The organism is Spongiivirga sp. MCCC 1A20706 (assembly GCF_046524175.1).
GTDB lineage: Bacteria > Bacteroidota > Bacteroidia > Flavobacteriales > Flavobacteriaceae > Spongiivirga.
The window spans coordinates 362,763-388,711 of record NZ_JBEFZF010000005.1; the positions used below are offsets into that span (position 1 = coordinate 362,763).

The following is a 25,949-nucleotide window of genomic DNA, read 5'->3' on the forward strand; positions in this document are numbered from 1 at the left end:
TTATTCCTGCAATAAAAAATTTGAAATCTTTCTTGTAATCGACAATACTGTCAAATCTTGTGTATTACTAAATACAATAATGGTAATTCCCTTTTGGGGATACATCCATAAATCTGTAGCAAATAGATCACTCCCGCCACTATGACGCACTAGCTTATTTTCGGTATCATTATTTTCAATCCACCAACCATATCCGTAGGTCTCGTTTCCGCCGCTGTATTCAAAATGAGGATAGAGATAGGTAGCCGTTGTGGCTTCATCAAAAACAGTGTTCTCTCGTATTGCTTTGCTCCAAAGCAGCATATCATTGGCACTTGCTAAAATACCTCCATTTCCTTTAAGATTAAGATATGGTCCTTTATCACTCCAATTTTCTTCGTTTGGTTTTTTGGCCTGCTGGCCTTCAAAAAAACCATTGGCAACATCATCTTTTTTCCATTTTGGAATGACATAACCGGTGTGATACATTTTTGAAGGTTTAAAAATGTATTCATTTAAAAAGCTTTCATATTCCATACCGCTAACCTTTTCAATGATTAAGGCAAGTAAACTATATCCAATATTAGAATAGTTAAATTCTTTACCAACTGTACTTATCAATCTACTTCGAAATACACGACGTAGGAACTTTTCTTCTGTAATTGTATCATAATCATCGCCTATTCCAATTGCCAATCCGGAGGAATGTGTTAGCAGTTGATGTATGGTGATGTCTTTTTTGTCTTTTGGAACATCATCAAAGTATTTTGATAGTTTATCGGTAACAGTAAGTTTATTTTGCGTCGATAGTTTTAGAATGCCTGCTGCCGTAAACTGTTTTGTAATAGAACAAATATCAAAAACGGTATTAAGGTCATTAAGTCCATTTTCTTGGTTATTCTTTTTACCATAGGCTTTGTTGAAAATAATACTGTCATTTTGGGCGACTAAAACCACTCCTCTAAAATCTCTTTCAGTAAGTTTATCATCAATCGTTGCTAGATCATCAATTTTAATAGTTGCCTTTTCTTTACGAACCGCTGTTACGTTTCCCTGCGGTTGTATTAGAACTAATTCATTAAAAATCCCATTTTTCTTGTTCCTGAACTCTACTTTAAATTCTGGTTCTGCTCTAAAAGCAAATTTATGTTCTCCTGTGATCATCAATTCACTTTCTTGATCCCCCGACACAAACAAATAAAGCTTTCTGTTATTTTCTTCTTCTTTGGTATAAATCATTATGGAAATTCCTACTGCTTCATATATATACTCGCCGACATATTGTTTTAAGATATTTTCTGTATTTAAAGCGAAAGTTTTTGATTTACTGTTAGTACAACTAAAACTCGTCAATGAGAATGACATCATTAGAAGTATTAAGATTGCTTTTGTTTTTTTGATTTTATTTAGCATTTTCATCTTTTTTATTTGCGAATCGCTGTATATGTCCCTTCAGGTTGAGTTGCAATTAATTCTTTAAAAACACCATTTTTTAGATTCTTGAATTCTACTTTATATTCATTTGATAGTTTAAAAGTAAATTGGTGTTTTGCTGTTGGGACCAATTCATAGGGTTGTTGGTCAGCCACGAATAGATACAGTTTTGTTCCATTCTCTTCAGTATAGATCTTTATGGTCGTTTCTTTTAATTTATAATCCCCTACGTATTGATTTAATGCATTTGGATTTATATCGATGGCTTTGGGTCTGTCATCAATGGCGTTTGCTTTTGGCTCTACCCTTAACATCGGCTCTGACTTAGAGTCCGTTCCGGACATTTCTTCTTGAATCCACTTTATAAAGTGCGACACTCTAGCGTAATTTTCTACAACACCATATAAACCTTCCGGACCATCCTTGGTGTCTTGCCATGAGCTAATTCCGGCTAGATATACCGTATCGTCCTTTACAATAAAGGCTGGCCCTCCGCTATCTCCTGGACCACTAATACCTTCATATTCGGTTAGATATTTTGATTTGGTATCAGGATGATCAAAGGTCCATGTTAGCCATTTGCCTTTAGCGGTTTCAATCCTATTGGTGGCGCCTCTTTGCTTTCCATCATTCCCTTTTACTCCAGTTAAGCCAGTACCTATATCTCCTTTTCCTACCATATAAATCAGTTTATCCACTTCGTCTTCATCGACATATAATTTTGCTTGCAACGCACCAATGGGTTTTGTCTTTAGATGTACTAATGCGATATCATTTAATGGTGTCATATCGTTATAATTGGAAGGGTTTTTTTGGATATCATCCCATTCCTTATACATGATGACCTTATCTACTTCAATTTCTTCATTGTTTACAATAACAAAGTGCTTCAGTCCATTATTAAATTTTTCAGCAATTCCGATTGCGCAATGTGCGGCGGTGATTGCCCATTGATCTGCGATGATGGTGCCCTCACAATCGGGTAGATTTAAATGACACATATATTTTTCGAAGCGCTCAGCAAGCTTTATGAACTCGGCTTCATCTTTATCATGTCTGATGATCATCGGATCTTGTTTACTATTTGTTATATAGCTGAAACTTGCTAAAATTAATGACAGCAATAGCATTACAATGATTGCGTTTATTTTTTTCATTTTATTTTAAAATTTTTAGTTATGCTTTTATTAGTCTATGTAAATATTGTTGTAACATGAGTTCGATTAATAAAACATGATGTCAGGTCGAGTGATTTTTTGCAAGTAAGATTCAATCGAAATTGTAAAAAATTGTATCGAGACCGAGGTTGGGAAGAGAACGTAGTCTTTCTCGATACATTTTTTCTATCGTGCCTCAGAAAAAACACTCGAAATGACAACTTTCAATGCTAATTCACAATAATCGAACTCAGGTTTGTACATATTACTTTTACTCCGTTAATAAAAAATTTGATATCTCTGGTGCAATTGTGTAAACAGATTCCTTAAGTTCATTACTGAGTACGATTATTGTAATTCCCTTGTTTGGGTAGATCCACATATCAGATGCAAAAAATTCAGTCGTACCTCCATGTACCACTAACTTATTCTCTGAATCATTATTTTCAATACCCCAGCCATATCCATAGCTTTCATATAAACCTGTAGGTTGAAAATGCGGAAAAAGATATTTAGAGGTAGTTGCTTCATCTAGTACGGTATTATTCATTATTGATTGGCTCCAGAGTAATAAATCATTCGCTCGTGTTAGAATCCCTCCATTTCCTTTAAGATTGAGATACGGACCATTGTCACTCCAATTCTCTTCATTTGGCTTATCATTTTCAACACCATTCAAATAACCATTGGCCACTTCATTTTGTTGCCAATCTGGAATTATATAACCAGTATGGTACATGTTTGAAGGTTCAAAAATCTCTAGATTTAAAAAGCTTTCATAATCCATTCCACTAGCTTTTTCAATTATTAAACCAAGTAAGCTATAGCCTACATTAGAATAATTAAATCTTTCTCCAACGGGACCAATTAATTCGCTATCAAATACTTGATCTAAAAACGCTTCCTCGGTAATGGTTTCATAATCTCCACCGATTCCACCTACTAAACCAGAAGAATGTGTGAGCAACTGATGAATGGTTATATTTTTTTTGTCGTTAGGAACAGCATCAAAGTATTTTGATAAATTATCATTAACTGAGAGCTCATTTTGCATCTCTAATTTTAAAATCCCAGCCGCAGTAAATTGTTTAGTAATAGAGCCCATATCAAAAACAGTATTGATATCATTCAATCCATTTTCTTGATTATTTTTTCTTCCATATGCTTTATTAAATAAGATATCGTCATTTTGAGTTACTAAAACAACACCTGAAAAATCTCTCGCCAAAAGTTCTTTATCAAGAGAAGAAAAATCATCAATTATTACCCCATCATCACTATTAGTACAACTAAAATTCATTAATGAAAATGACATTATTAGAAGTAATAAGATCGTATCTGTTTTTTTCATGATTTTATATTGTTTAATTGATTGTGATCGAAATAAAAGTTTAAATAAAACCCAAGTGAATTCACCTGGGTAGCTATAAAATTCAATTTTAGAAGAAATAGCCAACAGATAGTTGAATTACTCCATTTCTGTTTTTATCCGTGACACCCTCTACATCATTAATGTTAGTTAGTCCAAGATTATATCTTGCGCTAAAATTGAGTCCGTTATCAAGTTTGTAGCCGACACCTAAACCGACACCAAAATCCGTAGGTTTTAAAAAATCTTTATAATCCACACTACCTCCTTTAGTAGAGAGCAAATAACCAATTTGAGGTCCAGCTTCTAAACTCAATTGTTTTGTAACATAGTACTTGCCTATCAAAGGAAGATTTAGATAGTTTAAACTAATACTGCCTTCGGATGCAATATTTAGATCAGACCCCTGTCCAGAATAGATTAATTCGGGTTGAAAAGAGAATTTATCTGAAATCTTAAATTCTGCCATAATGCCAAAATGGAAATCTGTATTGGGAGTAATGTCATCTGTATCGTCTCCAGTAATAAATGCAAAGTTTAGCCCTGCTTTTGTGCCAAGTTTAATGTCTTGTGCATTGATGTTTGTAAATCCTATAGCCGCAATTACGATTGCTAATACTAATTTTTTCATATTTTTTATGTTTTTTGATTATGGTGTTGTTAACTATTATTGTACTGTTATGTCAAAAGCCTCTTCAAAACCGCGTTCTAAAAAGTTGTTAAGCGTATCATCATGATCTCCAGGCCCTTTAATTACGTTGGCATTTTTCGACTCTAAAAATTGAATCTCGTTAGCGGTAAGAGCGCCAACAGCTTGATCTACTTCTCCATAAATGTATGTGAGGTTGCATAAACTCTCGATAGAATTAAATAGCTGAGTATATCGGTTCATCACAAATCCAGCACCTATTCTTTCAAGGTTTCTTTCTTTAACATCGGGGTTCGGCTCTGGGTTTATTATAGGCGTAATCCCATTTTCGAAATAGCTCGTTTTCCCTTCGGCGGCTGCCTGCCAAACAATTTCATTCATATCTAATCTTCCTGCCAGAATAAGGTACTTATCGGCACTATTTATTCCTTTTTTTGCAATAAGGTCTTGCGTAACAAATGAGCCAAATGAAAGCCCAACGACATACACCGTTCTACCTTGATTTTTAAAATAGGCAATCACTTTACCAAGCATCTCGGTACTTTCTGCATCAAAAGAACTGGCTTGCGCTAACGTAATATCATTTCCGGCAAGGATCTCAGGATTTAATGTTTGCGCCTGATGTACCGCTACGGTTAAAATGCCTTTTGGATTAAGAAATGGGGAAAAATCATCTACGGTATCTGAACCTATAACTGTACCTGGTCCTCCTGATACGGTAATTAGTACAGTGGCTGCTTTTTCATCTCCTTTGAAATAGATAAGGTTTTTAATTTCTTGAGAGATTTCTGTAATAGCGGTAGTCGGTTGGTCATCATCATTAGAACATGACCCTGTAACAATTGCTAAAAATATTAGTAGCATTTTGGGGATAAAACGAAAACCAATACGGTTTGTCATTTTTAAGGATACTCTTTTCATCGATTTATGTTTTTTGATTTATCGATGCAAAAGTATTGTTGCAGTAAACAGCAGCAGCTGTTTTTTGCTTTGTAGAAGTACTAAAACGAAGGGATCACACGAATCAGGACGTTATTTGAAGTTTTCTATACATACCTGGTGACATGTCTAAGCTCATTTTAAAAGTATTATAAAATGCACTCTTCGATTTAAAACCCGCTTCCATGCCTATGGCTTCGACTGAGTATTTATTAAAAACTGGATCTTTTAGCAGTTTTTTGGCAGCTTCAATTCTATAATCATTGACAAATTGAATAACACTTTTGTTAATTTCCTGATTGATGATTTGAGATAAATAACCTTCGTTTGTGTTCAATTCATTGGCTAAATCAGCCCTACTTAACAGTGGATTTTTGTACAACTCTTCCTCTTCCATTAATAGGTATAGTTCAGATATAATTTTTGAGGTAGTGGTACTATTTATTTTCTTTTTTGGTTGATTTTTGGCTGCTTTTTTTGTGAGCAGATACTTATGTATTTCTTCTTTTTGAGCAATGATCTGTAACTTAAATATGCCATAATAAAGTACCCACCACAAAGACAAAGACATGCCTATCGTTAAAATATATACCGTATAAAATGATTGAAATACATACGCTTCTATCCGTGTTAGTATCCAACACATGATTAGTAATATCATAAAAAGGTTTAAACGCAATATCCAACGTCTTTTATCCTTGGAAATACTAGTGGCTTTTATAATTAATTTTCTACTCCAAAAAATTAGCACTGTATTAAAAATGATCGCTAATGTATCTCTAAATAAGAATAGGATCAATTCAGAAACTGAACCGTATAAATTGAAATAGTAAACGGGTATTTCAAGAATAACACAACTAATAAAGGGAAGATACAGCAGTTTATACCTCCTACTTTTATAAAAGTTATGTTTAATCTGAATTAAAAAATAGGTAAATAAGGTACTCGCAAATAATGCTTCTAACTTTAAATTACCAATGAATGCAAGCAAGATACTGTCTTCATACTCCAACTCTAACCATAATAAAAGGGTTAAAATTGATAGTATTAGTAATGATAGTGCCAAATAGTTATTCGCTCGACTTCTATAAAAAGAAGATGTAAACAATACGATGCTTATAAAGCAACCAATAATAGTACTTGCAATTATTGATATTTCAAGCAGGGTAGTATTCAATCGATATAACTATTATTTTTTATAAAAACGCCTTTTATTCAGGCATTAAGAATTTTGCATAGATAAAGGTCTGTTTAACGCTAAACAAACATTTCACATTCTATTAATAGTAATTAGCTTTTTCTTTAGAAGATTTATTATTGCGGGTCTTTGAGTTAAAAATTATAGTTAAACCCAATACCCAATACTTGTCTAAATTGAACTCTAGGACCGAGTGTCTCTAAAGTGCCATCTCCATCGAGATCATCTCTAAATTTTACATCATCATCATAAAGTACCTGAGTGCCTAGCGATGCATTGACATACTCATTTACCTTAAAATCGATCAGTACTTCCCAGTCGATGTCGATATTTCCAAATTTGTTTAAATAATCTGAATAGAAAGTACTATTGGTCTTAAAATTCATGTTTTCGTAAATGGGAAATTCCCAGTTATGTGTAATAAGAATCCCCAGTTCATTTCTGGAGTTCTTACCTCGTTGAACAACATTCCCATCAGCATCTAAAACAGCTTTTTCAACTCCAAAAGAACCGGCATCGGCCAAATCTTGATCTAGCACAAAAGTCGATTTTTGCGTTAGCGGAGATAAAAACAGCTTAAATTTTTTCTTTTTTGGCGCATACTCGGCACCAACACCCAAAAACAAGTATCCCGGTGCCATAAACCGGGAAATTGGGGTGGAAGTATCAGGATACTTAAATCCGTCTGTAAACTGTGTTCTAAAATCAAGTTTTACGGAATAATACCAGCTAGAAACACTGTCTTTTCTATATCCGAAAGTACTTTTCAAACGTACTAAATCATCAGTTTTACGCACCTCGGTTTCTTGTTGTTTACTCAAGCCATAGCGTGCTTCGATTTCATTATCCCAGCTAACCAATTTGCGCAAGTAATTTCTCGTAATTGCACCCTTTACTAATCCGGAAATAGCATTATTCCCCCCGGCATTCCAATTAACGAATGACACTTGACTTAGGTCAATCCCAAAGTTGTTTTTTTTAGTCCACCACATCGTATCGATCGCTACGCTAAATCGTAGCCACTGCTCATCGAAAGGTAAAATTCCAAGATCTGGCTTAAATTTTCTTACTCCTTCAGTTTTAATTTCTGGTATCGGGTTTTGATAACCACGTTGGGCTAAGCCGATATGACTAGTTAGTATTAAAATGAAAAGTAGCAGTGCTTTTCGCATGAATAGACCAATAAAGCTTCAAAAATACATACGATCAGTAAAATGAAAGGCTATTTCAGAATTTTTTCAATGTAATTTTTAAGGCTACTGATATCAATTTGTGCAATTTCTTGAAGTTCTTCAATGGTTCCATGCTCAATAAATTGGTCTGGAATACCAAATACCTTAATGCTATTTTTATAATGATTATCTACAGCAAATTCTAATATTGCTGAGCCAAAGCCACCTTTTTTCACACCATTTTCTAAAGTAATAACATGTTCAAACTCATTAAAAATTTCATGTAACATGGCCTCATCTAAAGGTTTAACGAAACGCATATCAAAGTGCGCAATATTATTGCGCAACAAAGAATCATTCAGCAAGTTTGTTACGGTATTCCCTATATGGCCTAAGGATAAAATAGCAATCTGACTTCCGTTGGAAAGTTTTCGAACACTTCCGATTTCAATCTTCTTAAATGACGTTTCCCATTTCGTTAATACTCCTCTACCTCTAGGGTATCTAATTGCAATAGGATGATCTAATCCTAATTGAGCAGTATACATAATGTTTCGAAGTTCACTTTCATTCATCGGTTCAAAAATGATCAGGTTCGGGATGCACCTTAAATACGAAATATCATAAACCCCGTGATGTGTGGCGCCATCCTGACCTACTAACCCGGCACGATCTAAACAGAATATAACAGGAAGGTTTTGAAGTGCCACATCGTGTATCACTTGATCATAGGCACGTTGCAAAAAAGTAGAATACACGTTACAAAAAACCACCATCCCTTGCGTTACCATCCCTGCGGCCAAAGTCACAGCATGCTGCTCAGCAATGCCAACATCAATAGCCCTAGCCGGCACGGCCTGCATCATAAATTTTAACGAGCTTCCTGTAGGCATTGCGGGTGTTATTCCGATAATTTTTTCATTTTTCTTGGCCAATTCAACAATGGTGTGACCAAAAACATCTTGGTATTTTGGTGGCTCGTCTCCATTGGTTGCTTTTGGAGTTAGCTCGCCGGTAGTTTTGTCAAATTTTCCAGGCGCATGATATGCTACCTGGTTTTCCTCTGCTTGTTGAAGCCCCTTGCCTTTGGTAGTGATCACATGTAAAAACTTTGGGCCTTTTATCTTTTTAAGTCGTGCTAATTCGGTAACTAATGCACCCAAATCATGTCCATCAATGGGGCCTGAATATTCAAAATTAAGTGCTTCGAAGATATTTTCTTCCCGCACAGTGCCTTTCTTTACATTGGTTAAATACTGCTTCAAGGCTCCTACGCTAGGATCAATACCGATTGCATTATCATTTAAGATTACTAATAAATTTGCATCGGTAACACCAGCATGGTTTAAACCTTCAAATGCCATTCCGCTGGCAATAGAAGCATCCCCAATGACCGCAATATGTTGTTTTTCTGTTTCTCCTTTTAAGTTAGATGCAATTGCCATACCTAAAGCTGCAGAAATGGAAGTAGATGAGTGCCCTACGCCAAAAGCATCGTATTCGCTTTCAGCTCTTTTTGGAAATCCGCTAATCCCGTTTAGTCTTCTGTTGGTGTCAAAAATATCTTTACGCCCAGTAAGTATTTTATGTCCATATGCCTGATGGCCTACATCCCAAATCAACTGGTCATTTGGTGTATCGAATACATAATGTAATGCAATGGTAAGTTCAACAACGCCCAAACTGGCACCTAAATGCCCTTCTTTGGTGCTAACAATGTCGATAATAAACTCCCGCAACTCTCGGGCGAGCTGAGGTAGGTCGTTCTTTTTTAAAGTACGGAGATCTTTAGGTGAATCGATATTTTTTAGTAGTACCATTATAAGTTGATAAAGGTACAAGTTGAAATTGTATTTTTACAGCGTATGATCACACCTTTTGACGATATATATTATATGAAAAAGGCCTTACAAGAGGCGGAAGCTGCTTTTGATAAAGGTGAAGTGCCTGTAGGCGCTATTGTGGTTGTTGATAATCGTATTATCGCAAGGGGTCATAATTTGACTGAAACATTACATGATGTTACTGCTCATGCAGAGATGCAAGCAATTACTGCAGCGTCGAACTTTTTAGGAGGAAAATACTTAACAGGTTGTAAATTGTACGTCACCTTAGAACCCTGTCAAATGTGTGCAGGCGCCTTATACTGGAGTCAAATTTCAGAAATTATTTACGGTGCATCAGATGATAAAAGAGGATACCAATCTATGGGTACACAACTGCATCCAAAAACAAAAGTTAAAGGAGGAGTTTTAGAAGCCGAATGCAGCCAGATTATGAAACGTTTTTTTATTGAAAAACGAAATTTGAATTAATAACCTACTGACTCCAAGTAAGCACAAACAGATTTCAATTCAACTTACTTTTATCTCCATCTTTTTCATCATCAGTTTCAGGAAATAGCTGATAACCGCTTAAATCTTTGTTCTTGTATCGATGATAAATAAAGAGCGGCATCAAAATAAAAGATAATGCCAAAATGCTAATCCCTATTATTTTATCGCCTGTAGGATAATCACCGGTGTTCCGGTAGTAATAACCAACCGCAACTCCGCCTATAATAGCCACTAATAAAATCCTTAAAACATATTTCATCCCGTAAAATCGATTAGCTTTCTTCTGTAGGCTGTTAGCAATTTAGACTTCGACACAAAACCAACATATTTACCATTTTTTACTACCGGCAAATTCCAAGCACCACTATCTTGAAATTTCTGCATAACTGTTTTCATCGAATCTCCTTCTTGATGAATAAGTGCTGGTGGGTTTTGCATTAATTCTTTTACAAAAGTAACATCATATAAGCTTGTATCAAACATAAACTCCCGGATATCATCAAGAAGTACTACCCCTTGTAGGTGACCATTTTCATCAACTACAGGGAATAAATTTCTAGTTGATTTGGCTACACCATCATGAAGCATTCCGCGTAACTTCATCTCTGGGTGTAACGCAACAAAATTGTTTTCTATAACACTATCTAAAGTCATTAATGTAAGTACGGTTTGATCTTTATTGTGTGTTAATAACGCTCCTTGCTCTGCTAATTCTTTAGTATAAATGGTATGTTCAAGCGTATTTTTAGTTATAATAAATGAAATAGCAACAGTAATCATTAGCGGGACAAATAACTGATAACCTCCGGTGATTTCAGCAATCAAAAAAATAGATGTTAAAGGTGCGTGAAGTACTCCGGCTACTAATCCCGCCATTCCTATCAGGGTAAAATTAGACTCTGATACGTTAAAACCAAGCCCTAAATTATTGATGATTTTAGCCACTACATTCCCTAAGGCACTACCCATTACTAGTGAAGGAATAAAAATTCCCCCTGCGCCACCTGCTGCGAACGTCGTAGTCATCGCAACCGCTTTGAAAATAGTAATTCCTATCAATAAGCCGATAACCACCCAAATGTTTTCTACATACGAATCAAAAGGTGTTTTTCCTAATGCCTTCATATGATCTCCTTCTAACAAACTATTAATAAAACCGAAACCTTCACCATATAATGGAGGAATAAAATAAAGCATGCCCCCTATAGTCAATCCTCCTACCAATAATTTTTTAATCGGACTTTTGAACCTGTTAAAAAATTGAATGATTGCGAAATACATTTTTGTAAAATATATCGATGCAAATGCAGTCGCAACACCTAGTAAAGCATAAAATAAGGTATCCTTAATTTCGAACTTATCCGTCACTAAAAAATCAAACAGAATAGCGTCCCCCCTAAAAAAGTAAGAAGTAATAATTGATGATATAGATGCCAGCAACAAGGGTAATAAAGAAGCAAATGTGAGGTCAAGACTAAACACTTCAACTGCAAAAATTATTGCAGCGATCGGAGATTGAAAAATAGACGAAATTGCCCCTGCCGATGCACAGGCAATCAGTAACATTTTCGTTTTCCCCTTTAAGTGAAATAGGCTCCCAACATTAGAGCTTAATGCAGCACCGGAGGCTACTGCTGGTCCCAAAAGCCCTACCGAACCTCCAAACCCAACCGTTAATGGTGCTGTAATAAGCGGATAATAAATCTTTGTGCTAGCTAAAAACCCATTTTTTTTTGATAAGGAATATAGTATTGATGGAATCGCATGCTCAATTGGTTTTTTGCTGATAAACTTTACAAAAAGAAAAACCAATAATAACCCAATTACCGGTAGAATAAAATATAGCTGGTTTTTAGAAAAAACGATGCCATCTTCTAAAGCCGCCTCAATTGCATACGTAATATTCTTAATGAATACTGCTGCTAATCCTGCTAACAATCCAACTAAGGTGCTTAAAATTAAAATGAAGGTTTTTTCAGAAATGTTCTTATACTTCCAAATTAGAAATTTCTTGAAGTAGTAGTTTTGTTTCACCTGTTTGGTTTATTATTTCTAAAAGGTCAGATGTAATTCGCTGATAAGCATCTAGTTCGGCATCCAAATTTTGTAATAGCCCATTTCATAAACAATTAACTAGCAGCACTTAAAAATAAGAAAAAAGACCTACAAGCTACATAGTGCCTATAGGTCTTTTATTTTTAAAAGTTGAATTGTGTGTTATAAATCCAGCTTTAAATTTAGCTCTTTTAATTGCTCATTATCAATGGGTGCTGGCGCATCGATCATCACGTCTCTACCAGAATTATTTTTAGGAAATGCGATAAAATCACGTATGGTTTCTTGACCTCCTAAAATAGAAACGAGCCTATCTAAACCAAATGCGATACCTCCATGAGGTGGTGCACCATATTGAAAAGCATCCATTAAAAATCCGAATTGTGCTTTCGCTTCTTCAGGAGTAAACCCTAAATAATCGAACATGAGTGCCTGGGTTTCTTTATCATGGATTCTGATAGAGCCTCCTCCTATTTCATTCCCGTTTAAAACTAAATCATAGGCATTAGCTTTAACTTCGCCTGGTTTAGTAGTCAGAAGATCAATTTGACCCGGTTTTGGTGAGGTAAATGGATGATGCATTGCATGATAACGCTCTGATTCTTCATCCCATTCAAGCAAAGGGAAATCGATTACCCAAAGTGGTGCAAATTCATCCGGGTTACGCAGACCTAGGCGTTCTGCTAATTCCATTCGCAGCGCACTTAGCTGACCTCTAGTTTTATCTTTCTCACCTGATAATACACAAATTAAGTCGCCAGCGCTGGCTCCAGTCACTTCAGCCCACTTAGCAAGATCAGCTTGATCATAAAACTTATCGACTGAGGATTTGTAGGATCCATCTTCATTACAGCGAACATACACCATTCCCATAGCTCCAACTTGTGGTCGTTTAACCCAATCGATTAATTTATCAATCTCTTTTCTGGTAAATATATTTGCGCCAGGAACAGCAATGCCAACTACTAACTCAGCCTTATTAAAAACATTAAACTCCTTATGTTGCGCCACTTCATTCAGTTCACCAAACTGCATTCCGAAACGAATATCAGGCTTATCGTTACCATACAAACGCATGGCATCCTCATATAGCATTCTTGGAAACTTGTCGACCTCTACACCATTAATTTCTTTTAATAAATGACGGGTCAAACCTTCAAATGTATTCAGGATATCTTCTTGTTCTACAAATGCCATTTCGCAATCTATCTGCGTAAATTCCGGTTGGCGGTCAGCGCGCAAATCCTCATCGCGAAAACACTTCACAATCTGAAAATACTTATCCATACCACCCACCATAAGCAATTGCTTAAACGTTTGAGGCGATTGTGGTAATGCATAAAATTGGCCTTCGTTCATACGGCTTGGCACTACAAAATCACGAGCCCCTTCCGGAGTAGATTTAATTAAATAAGGGGTCTCCACCTCAATAAAATCTTGATTTGAGAGGTATGTACGTACCTCCATCGCCACTTTGTGGCGAAAAATCAAACTGTTTTTTACTGGATTACGACGTATATCAAGGTAACGATATTTCATGCGAAGATCATCGCCGCCATCGGTTTCATCCTCAATCGTAAATGGTGGTGTTTCCGCTGCGTTTAAAATAGTTAGTTTGGTTACCAAAATTTCAATATCTCCGGTAGTCATACTTTGGGTTTTCGATTCTCGTTCGATCACGGTTCCTTCGGCTTGAATTACAAATTCGCGACCTAAGGTTTTCGACTGCTCTAACAAATCAGCAGCAGAGCGTTCTTCATCAAATACAAGCTGAGTAGTCCCGTAACGATCGCGAACTACAACCCAGTTTAATACTCCGCGGTTTTTTATACGTTGTACCCACCCTGAGAGTATAACTTGTTTTCCTACATCCCCAATTCTTAATTCACCACAATTATGACTTCTATACATTGCTTGTTTTTTACTGGCTGCAAATTTAATAAGTTAAACTTCTTAATCCATAAAAGCGCCTATGAATTGAGATTAGAATCTTTTTGTCAGAAATTACACATTAATGATTTTCTTGTTAAAAACAATTGTTCAGAACACATTTATCGAAAAATTCTGCTCTTAATGGTAAAATAATTACTAATTTGTTAACATAACGAATCAAAAACTGATAATTATGAAACATCTTTTACCTAAAAAGGCATTTTTTGCTGTGCTTGCCTTTTTGCCAGTATGGGCTTTTGCACAGCAAACGATCACCGGTAATGTCACCGATGGCAGTAATGGGAGTCCTCTGCCTGGAGCAACAGTAGTCGAAAAAGGTACCTCTAATGGCACAACCACAGATTTTGACGGAAATTTTTCCCTTACTGTAGGAGAGCTGCCTGCTACCTTAGTCTTTTCATCTTTAGGTTTCGAAACCAAAGAAATACGAGTTACTAGTATTTCAGGAGTGAATGTTGCTTTAGATGAATCTGCGGAACAGCTAGATGAAGTTGTTGTTACGGGTTTAGGTACTTCGATAAAAAGAAGTAATCTAGCAAATGCAGTTTCTACTGTTTCTTCCGAAGAGTTAGTAGGTACAACGGCGCAAACCACTCTGGATGGTGCATTATATGGCAAGTTAACAGGAGTTAATATAACATCATCTTCGGGTGCCCCCGGTGGAGGTTTTGCTTTAAGATTAAGAGGTATATCTTCAATTAATGGGAATAACCAACCATTATTTATTGTAGACGGAGTTTACATCAACAACGCTGAAATTCCTTCTGGATTGCGATTTGCATCTGGTGCAAATCGAGGTAACGAAGAAAACTCATCAAACAGAATTGCCGATCTCGACCCGAACGATATTGAGAATATTGAGGTATTAAAAGGAGCTTCAGCTGCAGCCATTTATGGTACTCGTGCAAATGCTGGAGTTGTAATTATCACTACTAAAAAAGGTAAAAACGGTAAGACTACTATTAATTTTAAACAAGACACTGGTTTCAATACCATTAACAATCCCTTAGGTTTAAGACAGTGGACGGCCGAAAGTGTATTTAATCAATTTTTTACTCCTAATCCAGATGATCCAGCAGCGGAAGCAGATTCAAGAGCAGCAGCAGAAGCTGAAGTAGCAGCATTTAATAATGCTATTAGTAATGGAGGATTAATCGATTATGAAGATGAAATTTATGGAGAAACAGGATTCATTACTGAAACAAAAATTAGCGCCAGTGGAGGTAATGATAAAACCAGATTTTATGTAGGTGCTTCCTATAGAGATGAGGATGGTATTATAAAACGTACAGGCTTTGAACGTTTTTCCATAAGAGCTAACATTGATCATCAAATATCTAAGACCTTTAGCATTTCAACCAGCTCAAATTATGTAAATAGTGCTTCTAGTAGAAGTTTTACAGGAAATGAGAATGAAGGAGGTTTGAGCTATGGTTATACATTGGCTTTTACCCGTCCATGGGTTAATCAATTTCCAGATGCATTAGGTAATTATCCAGATAATCCCAATTATTCTGGTAACCCGATTTTTGTAAGGGATCAAGCGACTAATGAAGATGAAAACAATCGATTTATACAAGGATTAAAGGTTACTACAAATCTTTACAATGGAGAAAGAAATCGCGTACGTTTAGTATTTAATGGGGGCTTAGATTTCTTGGCTAATGAAACTTACGTTTATGTTCCTGAAACTCATCAAGCACAAAGAGGTAATCAAAACGGATTTATAGGTGTTGGTAAAAACAATTTCACCAATCTAAACTATCAAGGTATTGCAATTTGGAATAACGATGCCATGAATGGTGATTTGGGGTTAACCACTCAGGCCGGTATTTCTTATCTAGAACAACAGGCCGATATTGTATTTAATCAGGCGACTCAATTAATTCCGAATCAAACTACATTAGGACAAGGCTCTGCACAATCAATTACACAAGCTGTTTCTACTGTTAAAGAATTTGGATATTTCGGTCAGATTGAAGGAAATTATAAAGATCAAATTATAGCAACCTTAGGTTATCGTATTGACAAATCTACCTTAAACGGCGATCCTAACAAATTCTACGGTTTTCCTAGAGCTTCTGTAGCTTTAAACTTCAACAACTTTGATTTTTGGAGTTCAGAAATGTTCAGTCAATTTAAACTCAGGGCTGCTTATGGAGAAACGGGGTCTTCGGCTACATTTGGATCAGCATTTACCAGTTTAAATCAAATTTCTGTTGGCGGAAATGGAGGTTCTAGTATTAGCGCACTTAAAGGTGATGCGGGTATAGAACCTGAAACTTCAGCTGAATTTGAAGTAGGTATTGATACCAGAATAGCTAATAAGATAGGTTTAGAGTTTACTTATTACAACAGAAAGGTAAATGACCTTATTCTTAGTAGAACACTACCTACATCTTCTGGCTTTGGCACAGAAACTACTAATTTGGCAGACCTTAAAAATACAGGGGTTGAACTTGGTATTAATATTGACGCTTTTCAAAATGAGAATTTTATTTGGAATTCTGGGGTACAATTTTGGTTAAACCGATCTGAAGTAACAAGACTTGACGTTCCTGCATTTCCTCAACCAGGAGCAGGCTTTGGTTTAGGCCTTGGAACCTTTTATATTGAAGAAGGTCAACCAGTAACTCAGTTAGCTGGTAATGTAAATGGGGTTCCGACACAGATTGGTGATGTTGAACCAGATTTCCAAATGTCATTTTCAAATCAATTGACTATTGCCAAAAACTGGGATATTTCATTCTTATTACATTGGAAACAAGGAGGTGAGAATATCAACCTTTCAAAATTGTTAACTGATTTAGGTGGTACTACTCCAGATTTAGAAACAGTCGCAGGACAACAGCGTACTACGTTAGGTTTTGTTGCTGAACGATTTATTGAACCAGCAGGATATTTAAGGCTACGTGAAGCGGCAGTTTACTATAACATTCCTTCAAAATCAATAAACTGGTTAGGTGATGCTATTGATGGTATAAGAATAGGTGTGTCAGGCAGAAATATCTTTACAATAACTGATTATAGTAGTTATGATCCTGAAGTCTCCACAAATGGTGGTGCTGGTTTATCTAGTGGTATTGAAGTGACCCCATTCCCTTCTTCAAAACAATTTTACTTACACTTAAATGTTAATTTCTAAAATAAAAGCAATGAAATCAATTCATAAAAAAATAAATACATTATTTGTGGTTGCCATTGCATTGTCTTTGGCATTAACCTCATGTTCATTTGATGAACAAGTAGATCCTAATAGACCAAGTCTAGAAGGTGTTCTAACAGGCGCTTCTGTTAACCAATTAAATAATTTGGTGGTAGGTGTTGAAGCTACTATGCGAAACGGTCTAGGCATTCAAACCACAGGTAGTGGTACTATGGCACGTGAACTTTATTTGTTCGATGCAGATCCGCGAAATACAGGAGATTTACTTGGGGCTGATGGAGCTACTCTTGACAACAACTCTTTTTACTCTACTGCACCATGGGCAGGTAGATATAGAGCTATTAAGAATGCTAACATATTACTGGAGTCTGTTGCGAATACAGATGCAATTACAGATGCACAACGATCAGGGTATTCAGGTTTTGCTAAAACAATAATTGCTCATGAACTTATTGATGTGCTGAAATCGTATGGAAGAGCGCGTATTGATGTCTCTGATCCAGACAATCTAGGCCCAATTCTTGAATTTGACGCTGCACTTACTGCTATACGCTCACTTCTAGATGAAGCATTAACTGATCTTAATGCTGCCGGAGGAGATTTTGCTTTTGACTTAGGAGGCTTTGCTGGATTTGATTCACCAAGTACATTTGTTGAGTTTAATCGGGCAATTGCTGCAGTTGCCGCGTTATATGCCAGTGATTTTAGCGGCACAATGACAGCCTTAAATGCCTCTTTTTTGGATTTAAATGGAGAACTTACCGTTGGCCCAAAACATGTATTTAGTCTAGGTGCAGGTGATATCACCAATGATTTATTTAAGATCACGGACAATAATGGGGATCAAATAATAGTTCATAATAGCTGGATTAACGATGCCGAAGCTGGCGACACAAGAGTAACCAACAAAACAAGTGTGAGAGCGAACGCAACTACTCAAGATGGTTTAACAGGTTCAAATCAAACAGAACTTTATGAAACAAATGTATCTCCGATTGATATAATTAGAAATGAAGAATTAATACTAATCTACGCCGAAGCAAAAATTGGTATGGGTAGTGCAACCGATTTAACTGATGCTGCTAGTGCACTTAATGTTATTAGAAATGCAGCCGGATTAGGCGATACTGCTGCTGCTACGGCTGAGGATCTTACCACAGAAATGCTCAATCAACGTAGGTATTCTTTATGGGCAGAAAATCATAGAATGTTTGATCTTAGAAGATATAATCTTTCTAACACCTTACCAATCGATAGAGCAGGTGATCAAATATTCAATGTTTTCCCAACACCACTTACGGAAAACGAATAGAATTAGAATTATTCATATAAAAAAGGGAAGCCGTTGGCTTCCCTTTTTATTTTTAAACTCATCGGACTTAGGCTGCCGATTTTTCCTTTAAAACAGGGGTTTCCAAAACCACTTCTTGTACGCCTTTTCCTCTCCAATTTCTAAATCGAATTTTGATCTTATGCACAATGTAAAACAATACTGGTACGATGATCAAGGTTAAGAAGGTAGCGATTAGTAATCCGTAAATTACCGTCCATGCTAGTGGTCCCCAGAAAATAACATTGTCACCCCCGAAATATAAATTTGCATCAAATTCACTAAACAACGTAAAGAAATTAAGATTCAAACCTATTGCTAGTGGAATTAATCCTAAAATGGTAGTAATAGCTGTTAACAATACCGGGCGCAAACGCGCTTTTCCTGCTTTTACAATACTATCTCGAATATCATCAATTGATAAATGCTCATCATCAGCAAGGTCTAATTCTACTCGTTTACGATCCAACAACAATTGTGCGTAATCAAGTAGTACCACCCCGTTGTTTACCACAATACCAGCTAATGAAATAATTCCCATCATGGTCATCAAAATCACAAAAGATGCACCAGTAATTACGATTCCTCCAAATACGCCGATTAAACTTAAGAAGATAGCAATCATAATAATTGCTGGTTTTGATACGGAGTTAAATTGTAAAATCAATATCAAGAAAATCAAGAACAAGCCTGAAAAAAATGCTCCCATCAAAAAGTTCATTTCTTTTTCCTGCTCTTCTATCTGACCGGTGTAATCAATCTTTACAGTTTCAGGCAGTCCATTAAAGTTTTCCATCTCCTTTTGAATCTGACTTACAATGGCTCCAGCATCGGTAAATCCAGGTGCAAGACCAGAATATACTGTAACTACCCGTTTGGTGTCTTTATGTTTAATGGTATTGAAACCTGAACTATTTGAACGTTTAGCCACCGCAGAAATAGGTATTGCTTTTATTTTTCCAGATGCCTGATCTCTAAAAGTGATGCTTTGATTAAATATTGCACTGGTGTTATATCTGTTTCTCTCGTCAAAACGAACATAGATATCATAATCTTCTCCATCTTCCTTATAAATACCCGCTTTTGCTCCAAAAATTGAGTTTCGTAGTTGCTGTCCTACTTGACCAGTGCTAACACCAAGCTCCCCGGCTTTTTTACGATCAACATTAATTTGCATTGATGGTTTTCCTTTGTTTACATCAATTTTAAGCTCGTCAATCCCAGGAATATTTTTGGAATTTATATAGTTACGCATCTGTTCTGCGGTAACCACCAACTCTTCATAATTATTCCCTTCCAATTCAATATTTACCGGTGGGCCAGCCGGTGGACCATTTGCATCTTTTTCCACTGAAATTAGTACTCCGGGATAAATACCCGATAATGCTTCTTGTACTTTAGTACGTAACACTTCACTGTCTTCCCCTCGACGGTACTTATATTCGCGCATAGACGCCGTGATCTTTCCTTTATGCGGCATCTCTGCAGCAGAGCCACCATCAGTCATTGGGTTACCGGCGCCTTCGCCTACTTGCGAAACAGCACTTTCAACCAAAAAGTTATAATCGTCATCAACATAGGTGTTCGCGTTTAATACGTCATACACTCTCGTTTCAATTTCTTTCGTAATTCTATTGGTTTTTTCAATATCAGTTCCTTCAGGATATTCGATATAGACAATAATTTGATTTGGTTTATTGTCGGGAAAGAATTCGATCTTTGTTCTTTGTGATGCTACCGAAGCTCCAAATGCCATAAAGGCAAGAATAAGCATGGTAAAAATACCCACTGCTAAAAAGTAAGGTCTTCTGCCCGTAAGCGCCCTACCAAGTTGACGACGGTACCAATTTTCTAACCTAACCAAAGTTTTTGTTTGAAAATTGTTGGCCATTTTTCGCAAAATAAGTCGATATATCCATAGCATAGCAGAGGTTACAACCATGAGTGTTCCAAATGCTCTAAACTCACCACCGAAAATCATGATCACCAGACCTATCCCACCAACGATTGAAGTGATTCGCACAATTTGTTTCAATGACATTTCCTTGTCCTCAGTAGTCATAAATTGGGACACTAAAACGGAGTTAAAGAATATCGCCACAAAAAGTGATGAACCAAGAACTACTGATAATGTTATTGGGAAATAAATCATGAACTGCCCCATAAGTCCAGGCCACAATCCCAATGGAATAAAGGCTGCTACCGTAGTGGCTGTTGATATTATAATTGGAAAGGCAATCTCTCCGATCCCCTTTTTTGCCGCCTGTATTCTAGTTAATCCTTCTTCATCCATCAAGCGATACACATTTTCGACAACAACAATACCATTATCTACCAGCATCCCAAGTCCCATTATCAGACCAAATAAGATCATGGTGTTCATTGTATAACCAAGCATTTCAAGTACCATCAATGACATAAACATTGACATCGGGATGGCAAAACCAACAAACAAGGCGTTTTTAAATCCTAAGAAAAACATTAGCACGGTTACTACCAGAATAATCCCAAAAATGATGTTGTTTACCAGATCATCAACTTGGCCAATAGTTTTACTAGATTGATCGTTTGTGATATCAACTACTAGATTTTTAGGAAAAATATCAGCTTTGGTATCTGCTACTATTTTTCTAACCTTTTCTACAGCTGCTACTTCATTTTTACCAGATCGCTTCTTAATGTCTAGCATCACCACCGGATCGCCAAACTTACGAGCATAGGTTGTTTTGTCCTTGTCTTTAAAACTTACCCTTGCAACATCTTTGAGATAAACTGGTTTATTGTTCTCTGATTTGATCACAAAATCATTCAACTCAGCAGGGTCTTCAATTTCACCAAGTATTCGCATGGTACGACGCTGACCACTGGCGATTAAATTACCAGCTGAGAGCGTGGTGTTCCCATTTTGTATTGCAGAAATAATATCGTTGAAGCTTATTTGAGCAGCCATCATTTTGTAAATGTCAACAGCAACCTCAACTTCTTTCTCTTGTGCCCCACGTATATCGACCTTCTTTATTTCATCTAAGTCTTCAATTTCATCTTGAAGGTACTCCCCAAATTCCTTTAGCTTGTCTACAGGGTAATCTCCAGAGATATTAATGTTTACAATAGGAAACTCCTCGGACATACTCAATTCGAATATGTTAGGTTCTACCTTAGCATTATTAAAGGTTGGCCAATCTTCACCTGAAGTTTCCTGATCTACCTCATCTTTTACTTTTTGCTTAGCTTGATCAACAGTAATACTTTCGTCAAACTCAACAATGATCATTGAATAATCTTCTTGCGAATTTGAAGTAATTTCGACTACATTACTTAGATTCTTTAATTTGTCTTCTAAGGGATCCGTGATCAACTTTTCGACATCTTCAGCAGTATTACCTGGGTATAAAGAACTTATGTAAATTTTGGTTTCCTTAATCTCAGGGAAATTTTCACGTGGCATACTAAAATATGCTTGGACACCAAGGAATAAGAACAGCACCATTAAAACATAAATGGTCGTTTTATTGTTAATGGCCCATGATGATAAGCCAAACTCTTTATCTACTTTCTTTTTCTTTTGTTGCATGGTGGTTGGTTTAATCGTTCATTATTTTCACTCCCTGCTTATCTTTTACACTACGGGCACCTTCTTCGATGATTTCATCACCGGCAGATAATCCGTCTAACACTTCGATAACACCTGCTTGTGTCTTTCCTGTAGTAATAATACGTTGTGTGGCAGTCGCTTCATTATTACCTGTTCTATTTTCAACCACGTATACATATTGATCTCCATTGGCATTTTCTGAAATAATACTTTGCGGAACCAAAATAGCTTTTTCATTCGTATAATCATTAATACGTAATCTCGCGGTAAGGTTTGGTTTGATCTCACCGTCTTTATTTGGCACAGCTATTTCGACTGTAAAAGTTCTATTCGCAGGATTGATGAAATTACTAGATTGACGAATTTTAGCATCCACATTCTTTCCTAACACCGGAAAGTTAACTTCTACTTTCTTGTTTTTCTTTATACTAGTTATATAGGTCTCAGGAACGTCGGCATTAATGTACATATCACTTAAGTTAACCAACCTAAATATCATTGATTGACCAGGAGCTACAACAGTGCCTTGTTCTGTAATTACTTCATCAATCACACCAGAAAACGGTGCTTCAATGGTCGACTTACCCAGCTGACTTTTTGCTTGTTTCACCGCATTTTGGGTTGCCTCATAATTTGTTTTAGCTTGTAGGTATTGGATTTCAGATCCAATATTCTGTTCCCAAAGTCTTTTTTGTCGTTCGAAAGTAGTCTTTGCCAACTCCGCCTGTACCTGCAATTGCGCCACTTGCTGACTCATTCCACCATCATCGATGCGCGCTAACAATTGCCCTTTACGAACCCTTTGTCCCTCTTTAGCATACACCTGTAGTAACGTTCCCGACATTTCAGGATAAATAACCACATTTTGTTTGGTAGCAACGCTTCCTTGTAACTCTAAAAAGTGAGTAAAAACAGTGTCTTTAGCCTTAAAAACAGTTACTAGTGGTAACCTTTTGGTGGTATCTTTTTTGCTAATCTCATCTTCTAATAGTTTAATCTTACTTTCTAGAGCAGTTTGTTCAGCAGCAAGATTTTCTTTCATTTCTTTCATTGCAGCTAAATCTCCATTTTCGATAATCGCTGCCACGTCCTTGTCTCCGGTCGCTCCAGATCCTCCACAAGCGATAAATACTAATGAGATAACGATGTATAATAATGTCTGTTTCATTTTTTTGATTGATTAATTTGAGATAGTATTCAATATTGTTTCTAATTCAGCTTTGTTATTAATGACATTAATCATGGCATTTAAATATTCTTGCTGGGCTGAATATAATTGTGTTTGTGCCTGACGCAGCTCGAAACTACTAGCAATACCTTCAGAAAATTTTGTTTGATTTTTACGCTCAATACGCTCGGCTAAATTCAAATTTTCCTTTGAGGTATCATATTGTTCTATAGCAAAGCTATAATTGCTTTTAGCTTGCTCGGTTTGTAGTTTGATACGTTGCTCAGTTTCTGTTAACTGTGTTTTTGCTTGATCGAAAGCAATTTTTGCACGTTGTGTTCTAGCACTTCTGCCCAAAGAACTAAAAATTGGCACATTCAAACGGGCACCAACCAAAGCCTGTCCAAACCAACGTTGATCGCTATCCAAAAAAGTAAAAGTGTCACTATTACCATTGTATCCTGCATTCAAAAACGCCGATAATGATGGCAAGGCCTTTGCCTTTTCATTTTTAAGCTCAAGCTCCCTTTGAATCGTTAGGTTTTCCGCAATTTTGAAATCCACATTGTTAGTAAGTGTCAATTCATTAGCCAACAGTACCGGTTCAATATTTTGAACCGCCAGTTTATCTAATTCTTCAGTCAAAGTTACTTTCGACTCAACGGGAATACCTAAAGTAATATTCAATAGCTTTTCAGTAATGCCCAGCAACCGTTCTGCGTTATTCAAGCCACTTTCAACATTCGACATGGTGATTTTTAACTGCTCTACACTTTCTTCTTCTGCCAATCCGTTTTCGAACGTTGCGGTTGTTTCATCTAAGTTTTTTTGAAGTGCTTCTTTGTTCTTTTTAAGTATGGCAATATTTTCTTTAGATAACAATACATTACCATATGCGCTAATTACCGATTTTCGAACTTCGAGATCAGTCTTGTCCTTAAAATTTTGGGAATACTGCGTAAAAGCTTTGGCCGCTTGTAATGCTACAATGTACGACCCATCAAAAATTAACTGGTTAACATTAACATTCGCATTCACCGCCTGCTTGGTTCCAAATACAACCGGAATAAATCCTTCAGGCGGATCGGGAAACTGCTGTATTTGCAGTGCGTCAAGATTATAATACTGCTCGATATCTCTTAAACTAGCTAGTGGATCGAACGCCGCCGCCGGTAATAGACTCACAGGTTGCTTTAAAAAGTTTTGATATTCAATGCTAGCGCTTATTTGAGGAAGTCCGCTTGCGGTTGTTTCCCATTTTTGTTTTTTAGCGGCTTCAATGTCTCTATTAGCATTAATCGCTGTATAATTATTTTCAAGCGCAAATTCTATTGCCTCATCTAGTGAAAAGATGTATTCCTTTTGCTGCGCAAAAGCTACAATGCTAAAAAATAAGGTGGTTGTTAGTAATACAAATTTCTGCATCATTAGTGTTCGTGATTTGATTGTATGAATTGATTAAGTACGGTTAAACCCTTTTCGGTCACAATGGCTCGAAGGTGATATTCAAGATAATGCTCCATAAGATCGTTCGCCGTATAAGTCTCTTTTGGAAATAATTTATCGTCTTTAATACCAGACATTCCATTAAAGTACATACGTGCAACAAAGTCGACATCAAGGTCTTTTCTAAAAATTCCTTGATCGATTCCACGTTGCAAATTTTCTGATACACTTTCGTGCATTACCTCAAATTGTTTCCAACTAAGGTTCTCGAAAATCTTCGGATAGTATTTTTTAAGTTGATACTGCGGTGATGCCTTTTCATTTTTTAGATGAAGCATCACAAATCGTTTTATATGATAAAGCTCTTCAATAGGATTTGGCGTGTTTTCACAAATAGCATCAATTCCTATACAAATTTTGTCAAATAAGTGAAATGTACTTGCCTCCACTAGTCTGGTCTTGTTTTCATAATGGGTATAAATAGTCTTTTTGGAGATTCCCATTTCTTCAGCAAGATCATCCATAGTGACGCTTTTGAAACCAATGTCCAAAAACATTTCTGTCGCTTTATGAAGTATTTTATTTTTCATAGTGGACAGTAAAAGTAGTTAAGGAAACTTTATGTACGGCAAAAGTTTCCTAAGTTTTACAATTATTTAACATTTCATTTAAATATCGATTAACTCGTTGATAAATAAGCGTATGCAAAACGTTTATAGGAGCTTGAAAACCTGAACTATTAGGTCATTGTTTAATTATGAAATGTCTTAAATACAAAAACTCCAGCTTGGGGCTGCCGGAGTTTTCAATAACTAATCAATCAATATGTAATCGCAAACTAAGTTTTTATGTCTTGTTATTTATTGTAGTTTAGAAAATATAGTAGTGTAGTAATACTTTCCGTTGTTATCTTTTTTAGCGGAGATTCCGATATGCGAGAAATCATCTTCCAATACTTCTCTGTGGCTATCACTATTAATCCATGCATTTACTACACCCTGGG

Annotated in this window: 19 protein-coding genes; 3 read left to right on the top strand and 16 right to left on the bottom strand. The window is 36.3% G+C overall.

What is annotated here, in order from left to right:
- The 8 genes from ABN763_RS14095 to ABN763_RS14130 form a co-directional block, all read right to left on the bottom strand.
- Complete coding sequence (locus ABN763_RS14095) at positions 1-1,392, bottom strand: serine hydrolase domain-containing protein (protein WP_410486126.1); 1,392 nt, start codon at positions 1,390-1,392, stop codon at positions 1-3.
- A gap of 11 nt (positions 1,393-1,403) precedes the next feature.
- Complete coding sequence (locus tag ABN763_RS14100) at positions 1,404-2,570, bottom strand: S1 family peptidase (protein WP_410486127.1); 1,167 nt, start codon at positions 2,568-2,570, stop codon at positions 1,404-1,406.
- Between the two features lie 271 nt (positions 2,571-2,841).
- On the bottom strand, positions 2,842-3,921 hold the full coding sequence (locus ABN763_RS14105) for a serine hydrolase domain-containing protein (RefSeq protein ID WP_410486128.1): 1,080 nt from the start codon (positions 3,919-3,921) through the stop codon (positions 2,842-2,844).
- Between the two features lie 88 nt (positions 3,922-4,009).
- Entirely contained in the window at positions 4,010-4,570 is a 561-nt protein-coding gene (locus ABN763_RS14110; RefSeq protein ID WP_410486129.1) for a porin family protein, read from the bottom strand.
- Between the two features lie 36 nt (positions 4,571-4,606).
- Positions 4,607-5,509 (bottom strand): hypothetical protein, encoded by a 903-nt coding sequence (locus tag ABN763_RS14115; RefSeq protein ID WP_410486130.1) that lies wholly within the window; start codon positions 5,507-5,509, stop codon positions 4,607-4,609.
- 103 nt (positions 5,510-5,612) lie between these two features.
- Entirely contained in the window at positions 5,613-6,704 is a 1,092-nt protein-coding gene (locus ABN763_RS14120; protein WP_410486131.1) for a helix-turn-helix domain-containing protein, read from the bottom strand.
- A 155-nt stretch (positions 6,705-6,859) separates the two neighbouring features.
- Positions 6,860-7,897 carry a DUF3078 domain-containing protein gene (locus ABN763_RS14125; RefSeq protein WP_410486132.1) on the bottom strand — a complete coding sequence of 346 codons (1,038 nt, stop codon included), beginning with the start codon at positions 7,895-7,897 and terminating at the stop codon, positions 6,860-6,862.
- Positions 7,898-7,947: 50 nt separating this feature from the next.
- Entirely contained in the window at positions 7,948-9,717 is a 1,770-nt protein-coding gene (locus ABN763_RS14130; protein ID WP_410486133.1) for a 1-deoxy-D-xylulose-5-phosphate synthase, read from the bottom strand.
- Positions 9,718-9,762: 45 nt separating this feature from the next.
- On the opposite strand from ABN763_RS14130, the gene ABN763_RS14135 reads away from it, so the two are divergent.
- Positions 9,763-10,212, top strand: a complete 450-nt coding sequence (locus tag ABN763_RS14135; RefSeq protein ID WP_410486146.1) for a nucleoside deaminase — start codon at positions 9,763-9,765, stop codon at positions 10,210-10,212.
- A gap of 34 nt (positions 10,213-10,246) precedes the next feature.
- Here the strand turns inward: ABN763_RS14135 and ABN763_RS14140 are convergent, their stop codons facing one another.
- From ABN763_RS14140 to aspS, 3 genes are all read right to left on the bottom strand, one after another.
- Entirely contained in the window at positions 10,247-10,492 is a 246-nt protein-coding gene (locus tag ABN763_RS14140; RefSeq protein ID WP_410486134.1) for a hypothetical protein, read from the bottom strand.
- Positions 10,489-12,267, bottom strand: coding sequence for a chloride channel protein (locus ABN763_RS14145; RefSeq protein ID WP_410486135.1), 1,779 nt, complete (start codon positions 12,265-12,267; stop codon positions 10,489-10,491). Before ABN763_RS14145 ends, ABN763_RS14140 begins: the two co-directional genes overlap by 4 nt.
- A gap of 183 nt (positions 12,268-12,450) precedes the next feature.
- Positions 12,451-14,199, bottom strand: a complete 1,749-nt coding sequence (gene aspS / locus ABN763_RS14150) for an aspartate--tRNA ligase (protein WP_410486136.1) — start codon at positions 14,197-14,199, stop codon at positions 12,451-12,453.
- A gap of 214 nt (positions 14,200-14,413) precedes the next feature.
- On the opposite strand from aspS, the gene ABN763_RS14155 reads away from it, so the two are divergent.
- Both ABN763_RS14155 and ABN763_RS14160 read left to right on the top strand, forming a co-directional pair.
- Positions 14,414-17,386, top strand: a complete 2,973-nt coding sequence (locus ABN763_RS14155; RefSeq protein ID WP_410486137.1) for a SusC/RagA family TonB-linked outer membrane protein — start codon at positions 14,414-14,416, stop codon at positions 17,384-17,386.
- Between the two features lie 10 nt (positions 17,387-17,396).
- On the top strand, positions 17,397-18,719 hold the full coding sequence (locus tag ABN763_RS14160) for a RagB/SusD family nutrient uptake outer membrane protein (protein ID WP_410486138.1): 1,323 nt from the start codon (positions 17,397-17,399) through the stop codon (positions 18,717-18,719).
- A gap of 67 nt (positions 18,720-18,786) precedes the next feature.
- Here ABN763_RS14160 and ABN763_RS14165 read toward each other — a convergent pair whose 3' ends face one another.
- The 5 genes from ABN763_RS14165 to ABN763_RS14185 form a co-directional block, all read right to left on the bottom strand.
- A complete protein-coding gene (locus ABN763_RS14165; protein ID WP_410486139.1) occupies positions 18,787-22,311 on the bottom strand; it encodes an efflux RND transporter permease subunit in 3,525 nt (1,174 codons plus the stop codon).
- A 10-nt stretch (positions 22,312-22,321) separates the two neighbouring features.
- Entirely contained in the window at positions 22,322-23,500 is a 1,179-nt protein-coding gene (locus ABN763_RS14170) for an efflux RND transporter periplasmic adaptor subunit (RefSeq protein WP_410486140.1), read from the bottom strand.
- 12 nt (positions 23,501-23,512) lie between these two features.
- Positions 23,513-24,928 carry a TolC family protein gene (locus ABN763_RS14175; RefSeq protein ID WP_410486141.1) on the bottom strand — a complete coding sequence of 472 codons (1,416 nt, stop codon included), beginning with the start codon at positions 24,926-24,928 and terminating at the stop codon, positions 23,513-23,515.
- A complete protein-coding gene (locus tag ABN763_RS14180; RefSeq protein WP_410486142.1) occupies positions 24,928-25,536 on the bottom strand; it encodes a TetR/AcrR family transcriptional regulator in 609 nt (202 codons plus the stop codon). Before ABN763_RS14180 ends, ABN763_RS14175 begins: the two co-directional genes overlap by 1 nt.
- 270 nt (positions 25,537-25,806) lie before the next feature.
- A partial coding sequence (locus ABN763_RS14185) for a CAP domain-containing protein (RefSeq protein ID WP_410486147.1) occupies positions 25,807-25,949 on the bottom strand: 143 nt, incomplete at its 5' end.

What these genes read in the sequence shown, in the direction of transcription:
- ABN763_RS14095 (WP_410486126.1), bottom strand. Translation starts at nt 1,392, where the DNA reads ATGCTAAATAAAATCAAAAAAACAAAAGCAATCTTAATACTTCTAATG.
- ABN763_RS14100 (WP_410486127.1), bottom strand. Translation starts at nt 2,570, where the DNA reads ATGAAAAAAATAAACGCAATCATTGTAATGCTATTGCTGTCATTAATT.
- ABN763_RS14105 (WP_410486128.1), bottom strand. Translation starts at nt 3,921, where the DNA reads ATGAAAAAAACAGATACGATCTTATTACTTCTAATAATGTCATTTTCA.
- ABN763_RS14110 (WP_410486129.1), bottom strand. Translation starts at nt 4,570, where the DNA reads ATGAAAAAATTAGTATTAGCAATCGTAATTGCGGCTATAGGATTTACA.
- ABN763_RS14115 (WP_410486130.1), bottom strand. Translation starts at nt 5,509, where the DNA reads ATGAAAAGAGTATCCTTAAAAATGACAAACCGTATTGGTTTTCGTTTT.
- ABN763_RS14125 (WP_410486132.1), bottom strand. Translation starts at nt 7,897, where the DNA reads ATGCGAAAAGCACTGCTACTTTTCATTTTAATACTAACTAGTCATATC.
- ABN763_RS14130 (WP_410486133.1), bottom strand. Translation starts at nt 9,717, where the DNA reads ATGGTACTACTAAAAAATATCGATTCACCTAAAGATCTCCGTACTTTA.
- ABN763_RS14135 (WP_410486146.1), top strand. Translation starts at nt 9,763, where the DNA reads ATGATCACACCTTTTGACGATATATATTATATGAAAAAGGCCTTACAA.
- ABN763_RS14140 (WP_410486134.1), bottom strand. Translation starts at nt 10,492, where the DNA reads ATGAAATATGTTTTAAGGATTTTATTAGTGGCTATTATAGGCGGAGTT.
- aspS (WP_410486136.1), bottom strand. Translation starts at nt 14,199, where the DNA reads ATGTATAGAAGTCATAATTGTGGTGAATTAAGAATTGGGGATGTAGGA.
- ABN763_RS14155 (WP_410486137.1), top strand. Translation starts at nt 14,414, where the DNA reads ATGAAACATCTTTTACCTAAAAAGGCATTTTTTGCTGTGCTTGCCTTT.
- ABN763_RS14160 (WP_410486138.1), top strand. Translation starts at nt 17,397, where the DNA reads ATGAAATCAATTCATAAAAAAATAAATACATTATTTGTGGTTGCCATT.
- ABN763_RS14165 (WP_410486139.1), bottom strand. Translation starts at nt 22,311, where the DNA reads ATGCAACAAAAGAAAAAGAAAGTAGATAAAGAGTTTGGCTTATCATCA.
- ABN763_RS14170 (WP_410486140.1), bottom strand. Translation starts at nt 23,500, where the DNA reads ATGAAACAGACATTATTATACATCGTTATCTCATTAGTATTTATCGCT.
- ABN763_RS14175 (WP_410486141.1), bottom strand. Translation starts at nt 24,928, where the DNA reads ATGATGCAGAAATTTGTATTACTAACAACCACCTTATTTTTTAGCATT.
- ABN763_RS14180 (WP_410486142.1), bottom strand. Translation starts at nt 25,536, where the DNA reads ATGAAAAATAAAATACTTCATAAAGCGACAGAAATGTTTTTGGACATT.